Source organism: Catellatospora chokoriensis (assembly GCF_011297315.1).
GTDB classification, from domain to species: domain Bacteria; phylum Actinomycetota; class Actinomycetes; order Mycobacteriales; family Micromonosporaceae; genus Catellatospora; species Catellatospora citrea.
The window spans coordinates 239782-253479 of sequence record NZ_JAAOTI010000008.1 but is presented as its reverse complement, the minus strand read 5'-3'; the positions used below and the strand labels follow the sequence as shown (position 1 = coordinate 253479).

The 13698-nt window shown below is 72.4% G+C and carries 11 protein-coding genes; 7 read left to right on the top strand and 4 right to left on the bottom strand.

Features of this window, described 5'->3' with window-relative positions; translation table 11 throughout:
* Positions 1-22: 22 nt before the first annotated feature.
* The gene (locus HAV39_RS14610) at positions 23-1429 is read left to right on the top strand and encodes a family 43 glycosylhydrolase (protein ID WP_191839752.1); all 1407 of its coding nucleotides are present in this window, start codon (positions 23-25) and stop codon (positions 1427-1429) included.
* Between the two features lie 51 nt (positions 1430-1480).
* On the opposite strand, the gene HAV39_RS14605 is transcribed toward HAV39_RS14610, so the two are convergent.
* Positions 1481-5206: a S8 family serine peptidase gene (locus HAV39_RS14605; protein WP_239120542.1), complete on the bottom strand. Its 3726-nt coding sequence runs from the start codon at positions 5204-5206 to the stop codon at positions 1481-1483.
* 224 nt (positions 5207-5430) lie between these two features.
* On the opposite strand from HAV39_RS14605, the gene HAV39_RS14600 reads away from it, so the two are divergent.
* From HAV39_RS14600 to HAV39_RS14575, 6 genes are all read left to right on the top strand, one after another.
* Positions 5431-6267 carry an ABC transporter ATP-binding protein gene (locus HAV39_RS14600; protein ID WP_191839751.1) on the top strand — a complete coding sequence of 279 codons (837 nt, stop codon included), beginning with the start codon at positions 5431-5433 and terminating at the stop codon, positions 6265-6267.
* The gene (locus HAV39_RS14595) at positions 6264-7085 is read left to right on the top strand and encodes an ABC transporter permease (protein WP_239120543.1); all 822 of its coding nucleotides are present in this window, start codon (positions 6264-6266) and stop codon (positions 7083-7085) included. Before HAV39_RS14600 ends, HAV39_RS14595 begins: the two co-directional genes overlap by 4 nt.
* An 80-nt stretch (positions 7086-7165) precedes the next feature.
* Positions 7166-8299 carry a sensor histidine kinase gene (locus HAV39_RS14590; protein WP_191839750.1) on the top strand — a complete coding sequence of 378 codons (1134 nt, stop codon included), beginning with the start codon at positions 7166-7168 and terminating at the stop codon, positions 8297-8299.
* Entirely contained in the window at positions 8296-8916 is a 621-nt protein-coding gene (locus tag HAV39_RS14585) for a response regulator (protein WP_191839749.1), read from the top strand. Before HAV39_RS14590 ends, HAV39_RS14585 begins: the two co-directional genes overlap by 4 nt.
* Positions 8917-9012: 96 nt before the next feature.
* The gene (locus tag HAV39_RS14580) at positions 9013-10341 is read left to right on the top strand and encodes a sensor histidine kinase (protein WP_191839748.1); all 1329 of its coding nucleotides are present in this window, start codon (positions 9013-9015) and stop codon (positions 10339-10341) included.
* Positions 10329-10994, top strand: a complete 666-nt coding sequence (locus tag HAV39_RS14575) for a response regulator transcription factor (protein WP_191839747.1) — start codon at positions 10329-10331, stop codon at positions 10992-10994. The genes HAV39_RS14580 and HAV39_RS14575 overlap by 13 nt, the downstream gene beginning before the upstream one ends.
* Positions 10995-11231: 237 nt before the next feature.
* On the opposite strand, the gene HAV39_RS14570 is transcribed toward HAV39_RS14575, so the two are convergent.
* From HAV39_RS14570 to HAV39_RS14560, 3 genes are read right to left on the bottom strand one after another with little or no spacing between them, the layout of a single operon-like run.
* Complete coding sequence (locus tag HAV39_RS14570; protein ID WP_191839746.1) at positions 11232-11867, bottom strand: DUF624 domain-containing protein; 636 nt, start codon at positions 11865-11867, stop codon at positions 11232-11234.
* Between the two features lie 6 nt (positions 11868-11873).
* The gene (locus HAV39_RS14565) at positions 11874-12737 is read right to left on the bottom strand and encodes a carbohydrate ABC transporter permease (protein WP_191839745.1); all 864 of its coding nucleotides are present in this window, start codon (positions 12735-12737) and stop codon (positions 11874-11876) included.
* The gene (locus HAV39_RS14560; RefSeq protein WP_191839744.1) at positions 12734-13675 is read right to left on the bottom strand and encodes a carbohydrate ABC transporter permease; all 942 of its coding nucleotides are present in this window, start codon (positions 13673-13675) and stop codon (positions 12734-12736) included. The genes HAV39_RS14565 and HAV39_RS14560 overlap by 4 nt, the downstream gene beginning before the upstream one ends.
* Positions 13676-13698: the final 23 nt, after the last annotated feature.

The window sequence follows — 13698 nt, the reverse complement described above, 5'->3', positions numbered from 1 at the left end:
TCCCGAGACGGGAGTTGACCCGATGCGACGCCTGGCCTTGCTGTTCCTGACGCTCGTGCTGCTCATACCCGCCGCGCCCGCGCTGGCGGCCGGCACGTTCACCAATCCCCTCAACGGCAGCGCGGACCCGACGCTGACCTACGTGAACGGCAACTACTACCTGGCCACCACGCTCGGGGACCGGATCGGGATCTGGAAGTCGCCGACGCTGGCGGGCCTGGCGAGCGCCGGCGAGCACACCGTGTGGCGCGACAGCGACCCGAGCCGCAACCAGCAGATGTGGGCGCCGGGCCTGTACCGGTTCGGGCAGCGCTGGTACGTCTACTACACGGCCAGCAACGGCGTCGACGCCAACCACCGCACGTACGTGATCGAGTCCGACGGCGACGACCCGCTGGGGCCGTACCACTTCAAGGCGCGGATCGCCGACCACGGCGAGTACGCGATCGACGGTGAGCCGTTCGTGCACAACGGGCAGATGTACTTCGCGTGGAGCGGCCCCGGCCGCGGCATGGGCGGGCCTGCGCAGATCTACCTGCAGCGCATGGACACGCCCTGGTCGACGACGGGTTCGCGGATGGCGCTGCCGGCCAGTGGCGGCTGCACGGAGGTGCGCGAGGGCGCGGTCGGGTTGCGCGGCAGCGGGCGGCTGTTCCTGGTCTACTCGACCTGCGACACCGGCAAGCCCGACTACCAGCTGTGGATGAAGTCCATCGCCGACGGGGCCGACCCGCTGGTGGCGGGCAACTGGGTGCAGCACGCGGGCCCGGTGTTCTGGCGCAACGACGCCGCGGGCGTGTTCGGCCCCGGTCACAACGGGTTCTTCAAGTCGCCGGACGGCACCGAGGACTGGATCGTCTACCACGGCAAGACCACGTCGGCGTACACCTACGCGGGCCGCACCACCCGCGCGCAGAAGATCACCTGGAACGGTGACGGGACCCCGAACCTCGGCCGGCCGTATGCGCTGGGCACGGCGTTGACGCCGCCGTCGGGTGATCCGGACAACCCGTCCACGGCCTGGTCGGCGATCGTCGACAACACCACCGAGGGGCGGTTCACCGCGAGCGCGAACTGGGGTGTGTCGTCGTACTCGGTGCAGCGGCACGGGGCCGACTACCGGTTCGCCGATCCGGTGTCGGCCGGCGACGCGGCCTGGTACCGGTTCGCGATCCCGGAGACGGGCACGTACCGGGTCGACGCGTGGTGGCCGTCGCTGTCGGGGTACAGCACGAAAGCGCCGTACGTGATCGTCACCGCGAGCGGGAACCAGACGGTGAACGTCGACCAGCGGTTCAACGGCGGGTCGTGGCGCACGCTGGGCACGTTCACGCTGACGGCCGGGGACGAGAACAAGGTCGCCGTCAGCCGCTGGACCAACGGCACGGGCCTGGTCATCGCCGACGCTGTCCGCATCACCCGGGTCTGACCGGCGGATCTGGGAGAGCTGTGGTCGCCCCGACTCTCCCAGATCCAGCCACTAGCGCAGGCCGAAGGCCCGCACGACGGTCTGGCTGACCGTGTTGCCCGCGGAGTCCGCCGCGCTGATCCGCACCGAGGCGAACTTCGCCCACCACGGCGCGCGCAGGGCCGCCTGCCAGGAGCCGTCACGCCGGTCGAGCGACGTCCGGTGCCAGGTGCGGCCGTCGTCGTACGACAGGTCCGCCTCGACCTTGCGGATCTGCCCGCCCTGGTGCACGCCCTCGAACTGCTGCGCGGTCACGCCGAGGCGGGCGCCGCGGTCGGCCCGGCCGGCGAGGTCGGTGTCGACCAGGTAGTGCACGCCGATCAGCGGCAGCCGCCGGATCTCGTCGGACGCGGCCCCCGTGAACGGGAACGTCCACTCGGTGCGGGTGCTGGTCGAGTACGGCGACACGACCTCCTGGCTGGTCTCGGTGATCAGCCGCACCGGCCGCGGACCGGGCGTGAGCACCCCGTACATGCTGCTGCCCGGGTTCTCCGCGATCAGCTCGTCGCCCTGGTACAGGCTGGTCTGCTGCGAGATCTCGCCCTCCCACACCAGTGCCTGGTGGTGCGGGTCGGAGTCGCCCCAGTTCGGCAGCGCCCACACCATCAGCTCGTTGCCGAGCATCGTCGGCCGGCCCGACACGAGGCTGTCCTGCAGCATGCTGGGCCGCCCGACCGGCGCGAACCAGCGCACGTCCGTACGGCTGCCCGGCCGGTAGCCGAGCAGGTCCGACGAGAAGGTCAGCGGGCCCATGCCGGCCTGCTCGAACCACTGGTTGCCGTGGTCGGCCGACACCCAGTCGGTGCGGCCGCCCTGCGCGGGCACCGGCAGGATGCCGCCGCTCAGCGCCGCCCACGGCTGGTCCGGGGAGATGTCGTAGCGCAGCCCCATCCCGGTGCCGGGCACCGGGCTGCGGTAGGCGACGTCGACGCGGGCCAGGTCACGCGGACCGGGCCGGTAGGTCACGTCCTGCGGCACCGCGCCGCGGTAGCGGTGGACCAGGTCGTACACGTAGGACGGCAGCGGGTGCGACTCGACGGCGTGCCGCTGCCTGCCCTTGGCCAGCTGGGCGATCAGCTGCTCACCCTGGTCCCGGCCGAGGGCGGCGACCGGCAGCGCCGGGTTCGGGTTCTCCAGCTCGTACCAGGCGTCGAGGCGGCCGTCGCCGTCGTTGACGAGCAGCAGCATCCGCGCCCCGGCGGCGGCCGCCGCGTCGGCCTGCGCGACGACGTCGCCACCGGCCTCGTGGCGTACCACGGCGACCTTGCCGCGGACCCGGGCCTGCTTCAGCTCGGCGGCGGTGCCCCGGCCCGCGAAGGCGAGGTCGAGCTGCTCACGGCCGTCCGGCAGGCTGCGCGAGGCGGTCTGCATGAGCAGGTCGTCGTAGCGCTGCCCGTGCCCGCTGATGGTCAGCGGCGGTTCAATCAGGCTCCAGCGGAATCCGAGGCTGAACTGGCCCTGCTTGACGGCACGGCCGGTCGGGGTGGCCCAGACGCTGTGGTACCAGCTGGGCACCGTGTAGTTGTCGAAGAACGGCACCAGGTCGCCGTTGGTGCGGCCGTAGTCGACGCGGACGTCGGCGCGCGCGGTCGGCGTCTTCACCTCGGCGGCGACCTGCCGCAGCTGCCGGGCGTCGAGCACGACGGTGCGGTCGCCGGTCAGCACGATCTCCGGTGCGATCAGCAGGCCCAGGCCCAGCGAGTGCGGCCCGGTGACGCCGGGCAGCTCCGCCTGCATGATCGCGCTGTAGGTGCCGGGCTGCAGGCTCGCGGTGAGGCGGCCGGTGCCGTCCACCGCGTACAGCTTCGGCACGGTGTTGCGGGTGATGTCCTTGAGCAGGATCAGCCCGGCCAGGCCGTGCCCGGCGCGGTCGCGGGTCTGGAAGGTCAGGTCGGCGCGCTCGCCTTCCTTGTTCAGGCCGACCAGGGTACGCAGCCGCAGCCCGCCGGGGCCGGTGGCGTCGACCGCGACGTGGGCGTAGGTGTCGTCCTGCGCGCGGTCCAGGGCGATGTGGACGGTCGCCTTGGCGGTGCCGCGCGCGGGCACGGTGACCCGGTCCGCGTCGAGGGTGAACAGGCCTGCGGGCGCGGTCGGCGCGCGCACCGCCAGCGCCAGGTCCACCGGCGCGTCACCGGTGTTGGTGTAGACGACCTCCCGGTCGACCCGCTGCCCCGGCTGGTACGGCCAGGCCAGGTCGGTGAAGTCGGTGCCGGTGGCGAACACGGTCGCAGCCGTGGCCGCGACGGCGTCGACCCGGCCGATGCCGTCGACGTACGGCTCGATGCGCTCGCTGGTGCGGCTCGTGCTCATCAGCACGTCCTTGAGCCGCTGCCCCGACCAGTCCGGGTGCGCCGCGGCCAGCAGCGCCGCCACGCCCGCGACGTGCGGCGTCGCCATCGACGTGCCGCTCATCGTCGTGTAGAGGCCTTCGCCCTCGCTCGACTGCTGCGACCGGGCCGCGAGCACGTCCACGCCGGGGGCGGTGATGTCGGGCTTGAGGCCGTTGTCGCCACGGCGCGGGCCGCGGCTGGAGAAGAACGCGATCCGGTCGAGGCTGTCGACCGCGCCGACGGTGAGCGCGGCGTCGGCCGCGCCGGGCGCGCCGACGGTCTGCATGTCGGGGCCGGAGTTGCCGGCCGCGATGGTGAACAGCGCGCCGGTCTGCGCGCTGAGCTCGTTCACGGCGCTGCTGAGCGGGTCGGTGCCGTCGGTGGGCGCGCCGCCGAGGCTCATGCTGACGACCTTGGCACCCTGCTGGCGGGCGGCCCACTCCATCCCGGCGATGATCCAGGAGTCCTGGCCCTCGCCCAGGTCGTTGAGGACCTTGCCGACGTGCAGGCGTGCGCCCGGGGCGACGCCGCGCTCGCGGCCGTCCGACGCGGCGCCGGTGCCCGCGATCGTCGACGCGACGTGCGTGCCGTGCCCGTGCCGGTCGGTGACCTCCTGCCCCGGCACGAAGCTGGCCGTCTGCGCGATCTGCCCGGCCAGATCCGGGTGGGTGACGTCGACGCCGGTGTCGAGCACCGCGACCGCGACACCTGCGCCGGTGTTGCCGTTCGCCCAGACCTCGGGGGCGCCGATCTGCGCGGTCGTGTCGGCCAGCGCGGCGCGGACCTTGCCGTCCAGCCACACCTTGGTGACCCCGCCGGCGAGCACGGGCCGGTCGTCGGCGCGCTTGGCCGCGCTCGGGGCGGTCAGCGCCGCCCAGAACCGGTCGGCGTCACCGCGCTGCTGCTCGACGGCCGCGCCGTGCACGCTGTCCAGGCCGCGTACCTGCACCGAGCCCGGCAGCGGCGCGCGGCGGGCGGCCGTGCCGTCGGCGTACTGCACGATCAGCGGCAGCTGCGGGCGGTGGGCGTCGTCGTAGCCGTCGGCGATGAGGTCGGTGACGTTGAACAGGCGCTCGTCGAGCAGGCCCGCGGCGACGTACGGCGTGACCGCGTCGGGATACACGTAGGTGTCCGTGCCGTAGGTCAGCACGTGCGCGCCGACCGTCGTGCCCTGCGGGCTGCGGACGCTGGTGGTGGTGCGGCCGCCGGCCAGCGCGGTGACGGTGACCCGGTCGCCGGTGATCAGCGTGACGGTGTGCGAACCGCCGGGCTTGACCGGGGCTTTGGCGGCAGGCACGGCGGCGACGGCGCTGCCGGGGGAGACGGCCGAGATCGCGCCCAGTGCCAGCGTCATCGCCAGCAGGGCGTGCGCGGGGGCGCGGCGTCTCGGTGAGGGAAGTGCGACCACGAGGCGGACTCCGTTCGTGCGGGGGATGAACGCCCGAAGATCGTCGCAACGGCGCAGGCCGCACGGGATAGATCACCCGTGGCGCAGATGTGACTCGCCCTATCGCGCCACCCGGGGTGACCGGGTGAACGTCCCGACGGCCGTCGTGTCCGTCGACCGGTGGACAGCCGGATTCCATCGCGTGGTCGTCCCGGGGGTGGTGCTCCGAACGCGACGATCGAGGCATGGCAGTCATCGAAGTCCACGGACTCCGCAAACGGTACGGGCGGCACCAGGCCGTCGACGGCATCGACCTCACCGTCACCCGCGGCGAGGTGTTCGGGCTGCTGGGCCCCAACGGCGCCGGCAAGAGCACCACAGTCGAGATCCTCGAGGGATACCGCCCCCGTGACGGCGGCGACGTACGCGTGCTCGGCGAGGATCCGGGCACGGCGGGCCGGCGCTGGCGCGCCCGGATCGGGGTCGTGCTGCAGCAGGCGAACGACAGTGCGGGCCTGACCGTGCGGGAGGTGGTCCGGCACGTGGCGGGCTTCTACCCGGCGCCGCGCGACCCCGACGCCGTCATCGACCTGTGCGGCCTGTCGGACAAGGCCGACGCCAAACTCCGCACGCTGTCAGGCGGCCAGCGCCGCCGGGTCGACGTGGCGCTGGGCATCGTCGGCGACCCCGAGCTGCTGTTCCTCGACGAGCCGACGACCGGTTTCGACCCGCAGGCACGGCGGCAGTTCTGGTCGCTGATCCGCAGCCTCGCCGCCGAGGGCACCACCATCGTGCTCACCAGCCACTACCTCGACGAGGTGGAGGCGTTGGCCGGGCGGCTCGTGGTGCTGGCCGGCGGCCGGATCGTCGCCGAGGGCACGCCGGCCACGATCGGCGGCCGCACCGAGGAGTCGACGGTGAGCTGGCGCGACGCCGACGGCACGCACCAGGTCTCCGTCGCCGACCCGACCGCCCTGCTCGCCGGGCTCACCGCCCGCAACGATCCGCAGCTGACCGACCTGCGGGTGCAGCGACGCAGCCTCGAAGACGTCTACCTCGACCTGATCGGAGAAGCCCGGTGACCACCCTGACCCCGCCCCTGCCCTCGACGTTGCGCACCGGCCTGTCGCGGGGCGCCGTCGAGATCAAGCAGTTCTTCCGCGAGCGGGACGCGGTGGTGTTCACCTTCGCCCTGCCCTCCTGCATCCTGATCATGCTCGGGTTCATCTTCGACGAGCCGCTGGAAGGCTATGCCCAGGTGCACGCGAGCCAGGTCTTCGCGGCCGGGATGATCGCGTACGGGATCGTGTCGACGGCGTTCATCAGCATCGGCATCGGCATCAGCGGCGACCGCGACGACGGCACCCTCAAGCGGCTGCGGGCGACGCCCGCGACCGCCGGGGCGTACCTCATCGGCAAGATCGTCCTGGTGGCCGTGACGACGCTCGCCGAGATCACGCTGATGCTCGCGGTGGGGGTGCTGCTGTTCGGCCTGCGGCTGCCGACCGACGCGGGGCGCTGGCTGACGTTCGGGTGGCTGCTCGCCCTGTCGGTCATCGCCTGCACGCTGCTCGGCATCGCCGCCAGCTCGCTGGCCCGCTCGGCCCGCAGCGCCCCTGCGGTGATGAACCTGCCCGTGCTGGCGCTGCAGTTCTCCTCCGGCATCTTCGTCAACATCGCCGCGCTGCCGGCGGCGATGACGGCAGTATCGTCGGTCTTCCCGGTGAAGTGGATGGGGCAGGGCTTCCGATCGGTGTTCCTGCCCGACGCGCTCGCGGCGCAGGAGGTGGCAGGACAGTGGGAGCACGGCAGGACAGCCCTGGTGCTGGCAGCGTGGTGCCTGCTCGGGCTGGTGCTGTGCCTGGCCACGTTCCGCTGGACCGATCGGCGCACCAGTTGAGCTCCGCGCGGCCCGGCCCGGTGGTCCTCCCGACCGCCGGGCCGTGCCCGCGGACGCGGCGATGGCTGTGGCGCTGGGACATGTACCTGGTCACCTGCCTGGCCGTGGTGGCAGTGGCGGTGGCCCGGCACACCGAGGTCGACACGGCACCACGGACCGTCGCCCTGACCTGCATCGTGATCATGGTGTTGAGCTGGGCCGTCGGGCGGCGCACCGCACCCGTCGACGACGATCACGACCACGAGACGGCCGGCGGCCGCTGGTACGTCGTCTTCCTCATCGTGCTGTTCGTGGTGGCGGTGGCGGCCGACGACATGAGCACGTTCACGCTGTTCGCGCTGTGCCCGATGGTGTTCCTGTGCCTGTCGCAGCGGCCCGCGCTGCTGGCCGTGGCGGTGCTGAACCTGGCCCCGCTGCCGATCAACCTGCTGCGCGGGGTCGACCTGGCGGCCATGCGCACCGGTGCCGCGATCAGCGTGCTGGGCCTGACGTTCTCCATGCTGATCGGCACCACCATCGACCGCGTCACCCGCCAGAACGCCGAACGCGGCCAGCTCATCCAGGACCTGGAGGCCACCCGAGCCGAGGTTTCGGCACTGTCGCACGAGGCCGGCGTCGCCGCGGAACGGGCCCGGCTGGCCGCCGACATCCACGACACCCTGGCCCAGGGCTTCACCAGCATCGTCACGCTGCTGCAAGCGGCCGAGTCCGAACTGGACACCGACCGGGCCGCCGCCGACCGACACCTGGCCCTGGCCGTCCGCACCGCCCGCGACAACCTCGCCGAAGCCCGCGCGATGGTCACCGTGCTGACCCCGGCCGAGCTGCGGACCGCGAAGCTGGCCGAGGTGGTCGCCCGGCAGGTCGCCCGCCTGGCCGACGACACCGGCGCGGCCACCAGCTGCACCGTCGAGAACCTGCCGCCCGCGCTGCCCACAGCCGTCGAGGTGGTGCTGGTACGCGCGCTGCAGGAGTCGCTGGCCAACATCCGCAAGCACGCCGGTGCGAGCACGGTCACCGTGGACCTGATCGGCGCCGCCGACACGGTCACCCTCACCGTCTCCGACGACGGCGCCGGCTTCGACCCGGCCACCGCCGCCGACGGCTACGGCCTGCGCGGCATGCTCGCCCGTGCCGAACAGGTCGCCGGGAAGCTGGCCGTCCACTCCGCGCCCGGCCTGGGCACCACCCTCACCCTGGAGCTGCCCGCATGATCACCGTACTGCTGGTCGACGACCACCCGGTCGTGCGGGACGGCCTGCGCGGCATGCTCAACGCCGAGCCCGACATCGACGTGGTCGGGGAGGCCGGCTCCGGCGCCGAGGCGGTCGTCATGGCCAGGTCGCTGCGGCCCGCCGTCGTCCTCATGGACCTGCGGATGCCCGGCGGCGACGGAGCCACGGCGACCGGGCAGATCCTGGCCGAGCTGCGTGACACCCACGTGGTCGTGCTCACCACCTACGACACCGACGCGGACATCCTGCGCGCGGTCGAGGCCGGCGCGGCTGGCTACCTGCTCAAGGACGCCACCCGGGCCGAGCTGACCGCCGCGGTGCGCGCGGCCAGCCGCGGCGAGACGGTGCTCGCTCCGTCGGTCGCCGGACGGCTGATCCGGCAGGTCCGCGGCGGCCCCGCGCAGCAGCAACTGTCGGCGCGCGAGGTCGAGGTCCTCGGGCTCGTCGCGCAGGGCAGCACCAACGCCGACATCGGCCGGCAGTTGCACATCAGCGAGGCCACCGTGAAGACGCACCTGCTGCGCGCGTTCGCCAAACTCGAGGTGTCCGACCGCACCGCCGCGGTGACCACCGCGATGGCCCGTGGCCTGCTGTGACGTGTCCCGACGGGCGCCCCGGGTATGGCTGGCACTACCCCGGATCCGCCCCCTGGGCGGCTGGGCCGGGCCGCCCGCGCTGGCTAGCGTGTCCACATGCCCTCTGAGCAGCCACGTCACTTCCTCGCCACACTCGCCTCACGCCGCTACCTGCTCTCGGAGTGGCCGTGGCGGGCCCTGTTCTACGTCCTGACCGCACTGCCCGCCGTCGGAGTGGCCGCCGTCCTGCTGACGCCGGTCACGCTGACCTGGGCGGCCGTGGTCGTGCAGGCCGCCGACGGCAGGTTCCACGCCCCGGTGCTGGTGGCGGCCGGGCTCGCGACGAGCGGGCTGGCCGCGGTCGGCACGCTGGTGGCGGCTCCGTTCGCCGCGCTGGAACGCCGCCGTTTGGGCATCGTCGACCCGCGCCCGGTCGACCCGGGGCCCCGGGCCGGCACCGCGACCTCCTGGTTCGCCGCGCGCTACGCCGAACTCTCGTCCTGGCGGGAACTCGTGTTCCTCATGCTGCTGGCCACGGTCGCACCGCTGGCGTACGGCCTGCTGGCGTTCGCCGTCTTCCTCGTCAGCATCCTGCTCATCAGCCCGTTGCTGGTACTGAAGGACGGCAAGGGCATCGACGGCATCGGCGCCACGGTCACCATGGGCCCTTGGGAGGTCACCACCCCGGCGCAGGCGATCCCGTACGTGCTGCTCGGCGTGGCCCTGCTGCCCGTGCTGGCATACCTCACCGGGCTGTTGGCCGCTGCCCACGCCGCCACCGCCCGGGCGCTGCTCGGCGGCGGCGGCCAGGCCGAACTGCGGGAGGTGGCCCGGTCCCGGACCCGGCTCGTCGACGCGTTCGACGCCGAACGCCGCCGCATCGAACGCGACCTGCACGACGGCGCGCAGCACCGGCTGACCAGCATGACCCTGCAACTGGGCGTCGCCCGGCTGGACCTGCCCGACGACAGCCCCGCCGCGGCGGCCCTCGACCGGGCGCACGCCGAGGCCAAGGACCTGATGGTGCTGCTGCGCGACCTCGTGCACGGCATCAGCCCGCAGACGCTGGCCGACCTCGGCCTGCCCGCCGCGCTGCGCGACCTGGCCGCCCGCAGCCCGCTCGCCGTCGCGGTGACCGTCGAACCCGGGGTCGCCGACCGCTACCCGTCGCGGGTGGAGAACACCGCGTACTTCGCCGCCTCGGAGGCGTTGGGCAACGTCGCCAAGCACGCCGGTGCCCCGGCCGCGGCGGTCCGGCTCGACCGCCACGGCGACACGCTGGTCATCGAGGTCCGCGACGAGGGCCGCGGTGGCGCCGACCCGGCTCGTGGCACGGGCCTGACCGGGCTCGCCGACCGGGTCGCGGCGGTGGGCGGGCGGCTGCTGCTGTCCAGCCCGGCCGGAGGGCCTACGCTCGTCCGCGTGGAGCTGCCGTGCCTGCCGTGACCAGGGTCGTGCTGGCCGAGGACGGGGTGCTGCTGCGCGAGGGCCTGGCCGGGGTCCTGCAGCGCTTCGAGTTCACCGTGGTGGCCGCGGTCGGTGATGCGGCCGCGCTGGTCGACGCCGTGGCCGCCGAGAATCCGGATCTCGTGATCACCGACATCCGGATGCCGCCGCGCTTCACCGACGAGGGGCTGCGCGCCGCGCTGGCGCTGCGCGCCGCCGACCCGGGCCGGGCGGTCGTCGTGCTCAGCCAGTACGTGCAGGCCGAGTACGCGGCGCGGCTGCTCGACAGCGGCGACGGGCGGCGCGTCGGCTACCTGCTCAAGGACCGGGTCGTCGACATCGCCGACTTCGTCGGGGCGCTGCGGACCGTCGTCGGCGGCGGCACCGTCATCGACCCCGACGTGGTACGAAGGCTGCTGGCCCACCGCCGCGACCCGGTCGCCGAGCTGTCCGCGCGCGAGTACGAGGTGCTGGCGCTGGTCGCCGAGGGCCACTCCAACGCCGCCATCGCCCGGCGGCTCACGGTCACCGAGGCGGCCGTGGGCAAGCACGTCGGCAACATCCTCGCCAAACTCGGCCTGCCACCGGACGACGACACGAACCGGCGGGTCCTCGCCGTGCTCGCCTACCTGCGCTCAAACCCAGAGCCCTAACCCCCCGACTCCCCCTCCCCCCAGCGCCCTCGACCAACCCCGGCACCCTCTCCCAACACGCAAGATCGCGACGATCTTGCGTGGCCTGTGGGTACGACACACTCCAAACGGGCAAAACGGCAACAGTTCGCGCAAGATCGTCACGATCTTCGGGTGGAGGCGGGGCGTCTTCACCGCCGGGAGGTTCGAAGGGCAGTTCCATGGCGCCGTGCGGTGTGACGGTGCCCTTGCTTTGCGCTAACGGAGGGCGGCGGTGAGGTGGCGGGCGTTGGCCCAGACGGCGTAGAGGGCGGGGGCGGGTAGCAGGAACAGGCCGACCGCGGGTCTGGCGACGATCGCGGCGGCCAGGATGCCGAGGACGGCGAGGTTGACCAGGCTGAGGTACCAGTAGCGGAGCGACAGGTAGGCGCAGGCCAGTGTCGTCTTCCGGGTCAGCTTGGCGTCTGCGGCCAGCAGCGCGGTGGCGGTGGCGGCGACGAGCGCGATGAGCAGCGCGAGCAGCGGGGTGACCGCGCCGAACGGGCCGCCGAGGGCGAGCTGGAAGTCGACGGCGAGCACGATCACGGCGGCGGCCGCGGCGCCGGCGACGGCCAGCGCCCGGCCGAACGAGTTCCGGTACGCGGTCCAGAAGGTCCGGCCGACGCGGTGCTCGCCCTCGGACAGGCCGCGGAACGCGGCGAACGCGGCGGCGGCGGCCGGGCCGCAGACCACTGCCAGTGCGGTGAAGAACGGCCAGGCCGGCAGGGGGCTGCCGCTGACGACGAGTGCCGCGAGCAGGGGCAGGCAGGCGGCGACCAGGCACAGGTTGATCTTCAGTCCGGCGTACACCGTGCCGAAGACGGTGTCGTAGGGCAGCCGGGCGAGCAGTCGCATGTCAGCTCATCCCTTCATGCCGGAGGAGGCGACGCCCTGGATGAAGTGGCGCTGGCCGAGCAGGAAGATGATCATGATGGGCAGCACGGACAGCACCGAACCCGTCATCATCATCGCGTAGTCGGCGTCATACTGGCCCACGAACGAGCGCAGGCCGAGCTGGATCGTCCACAGGTCGTTGCTGGTCAGGTAGATGAACGGCCCCATGTAGTCGTTCCAGGTGTTGACGAAGGTGAGCAGGGCCAGGCTCGCCAGCGCCGGTTTCGACAGCGGCAGCATGATGCGCGCCCAGATGCCGTACTCGCTGAGGCCGTCGACGCGGGCCGCTTCGCACAGCTCGTCCGGGATGGTCAGGTAGTACTGGCGCATCAGGAAGACGCCGAAAGCGCCGAACGCCTGCAGCAGGATCAGCGACCAGAAGGTGTCGGTCAGCTCGGCCTTCTGCATCATGATGTACTGCGGGATCATGTACGCCTGCCAGGGCACGGCGATGGTCGCGATGTACAGCATGAACAGCGTGTCGCGCCCGCGGAAGCGGACCTTGGCGAACCCGTAGGCGGCGAAGCTGCCGGTCAGCACCTGCAGGAACGTGATGACGAGGCTGAGGTACACGGTGTTGCCGAGGTAGGTCGCCAGCGGCACCCGGGTCCAGATCTCGGTGAAGTTGCCCCACTGGAAGTCCTGGGGGATCCACTGGATCGGGATGCTGAAGACGTCGTTGTTGCGCTTGAGCGAGGCGCTGACCATCCACAGGAACGGGACCAGGATCAGCAGCGCGGCCGCGGCCAGCACCACGTACACGGCGACCCGTCGGGCGAGGGCGAGCGGGCCGCGTGCGCGCGGGGCGGCGGCCGTGTCTGCGGTGCTCATCGGCGCTCCCGGCGGTTGTTGAACCAGAACTGGACGAGGGTGAAGACCAGCACGAGCAGGAACAGCACGAGCGAGATCGCCGAGGCGTAGCCGAACTCGCCCTCGATGATGCCGCGGCGGTAGATCTGCTGGGACAGCACGAGCGTGGCCCGGCCGGGCCCGCCGTCGGTCATGACGACGATGAGGTCGAACACCTTGAAGCTCTGCACGGTCAGCAGGACGAGCACGAGGAAGGTGACCGGCCGCAGGCCGGGCAGGGTGACGGCGCGGAAGCGCTGCCAGGTGCTCGCGCCGTCGACCTTGGCGGCCTCGTACTGCTCGACCGGGATCGCCTGCAGGCCGGCCAGGAACAGCACCATGTAGTAGCCCATGTCGCGCCAGACGCTGGTGAGGATGACCGCGGGCATGGCCCAGGTGGTGCTGGTGGTCCAGCCCGGTGGGCTGTCCACGCCGACGAACTGCAGGAACTGGTTGACCGGCCCGAACTCCGGGTTGAACAGCATGTTCCAGACGATGGCCACGGCGACCATCGAGGTGATGTACGGGAAGAACGCGGCGGCGCGGAAGAAGCCGACGCCGGCGATCTTGCGGTTGAGCAGCAGTGCCAGGCCGAGCGCGGCGAGCATGGTCAGCGGCACGTGGCCGAGGGCGTAGAAGGCCGTGTTGCGCAGCGCGATCTTGGTGGATTCGTCGTTCAGCAGCCGCTGGAAGTTGTCCAGGCCGACCCACTCGGGCGGGTTGTAGGAGTCCCACTCCATGAACGACAGGGCGAACGCGGCCAGCACCGGCACGAGGGTGAGCACGGCGAAGCCGAGGAAGTTCGGCAGGATGAAGCTCCAGCCGATGAGCGTGTTGCGCCGGGCGCGCCGTCTGTCGCGCGCCCGTGGCGAAGGCGCGGCGCTCGCGGTCGCCGGCGTCGCGGTGAGCAGGTCTGCCATCTCGTCCTCCCGGGTCACGCGGG

What these genes read in the sequence shown, in the direction of transcription:
- HAV39_RS14610 (WP_191839752.1), top strand. Translation starts at nt 23, where the DNA reads ATGCGACGCCTGGCCTTGCTGTTCCTGACGCTCGTGCTGCTCATACCC.
- HAV39_RS14600 (WP_191839751.1), top strand. Translation starts at nt 5,431, where the DNA reads ATGGCAGTCATCGAAGTCCACGGACTCCGCAAACGGTACGGGCGGCAC.
- HAV39_RS14590 (WP_191839750.1), top strand. Translation starts at nt 7,166, where the DNA reads ATGTACCTGGTCACCTGCCTGGCCGTGGTGGCAGTGGCGGTGGCCCGG.
- HAV39_RS14585 (WP_191839749.1), top strand. Translation starts at nt 8,296, where the DNA reads ATGATCACCGTACTGCTGGTCGACGACCACCCGGTCGTGCGGGACGGC.
- HAV39_RS14580 (WP_191839748.1), top strand. Translation starts at nt 9,013, where the DNA reads ATGCCCTCTGAGCAGCCACGTCACTTCCTCGCCACACTCGCCTCACGC.
- HAV39_RS14570 (WP_191839746.1), bottom strand. Translation starts at nt 11,867, where the DNA reads ATGCGACTGCTCGCCCGGCTGCCCTACGACACCGTCTTCGGCACGGTG.
- HAV39_RS14565 (WP_191839745.1), bottom strand. Translation starts at nt 12,737, where the DNA reads ATGAGCACCGCAGACACGGCCGCCGCCCCGCGCGCACGCGGCCCGCTC.
- HAV39_RS14560 (WP_191839744.1), bottom strand. Translation starts at nt 13,675, where the DNA reads ATGGCAGACCTGCTCACCGCGACGCCGGCGACCGCGAGCGCCGCGCCT.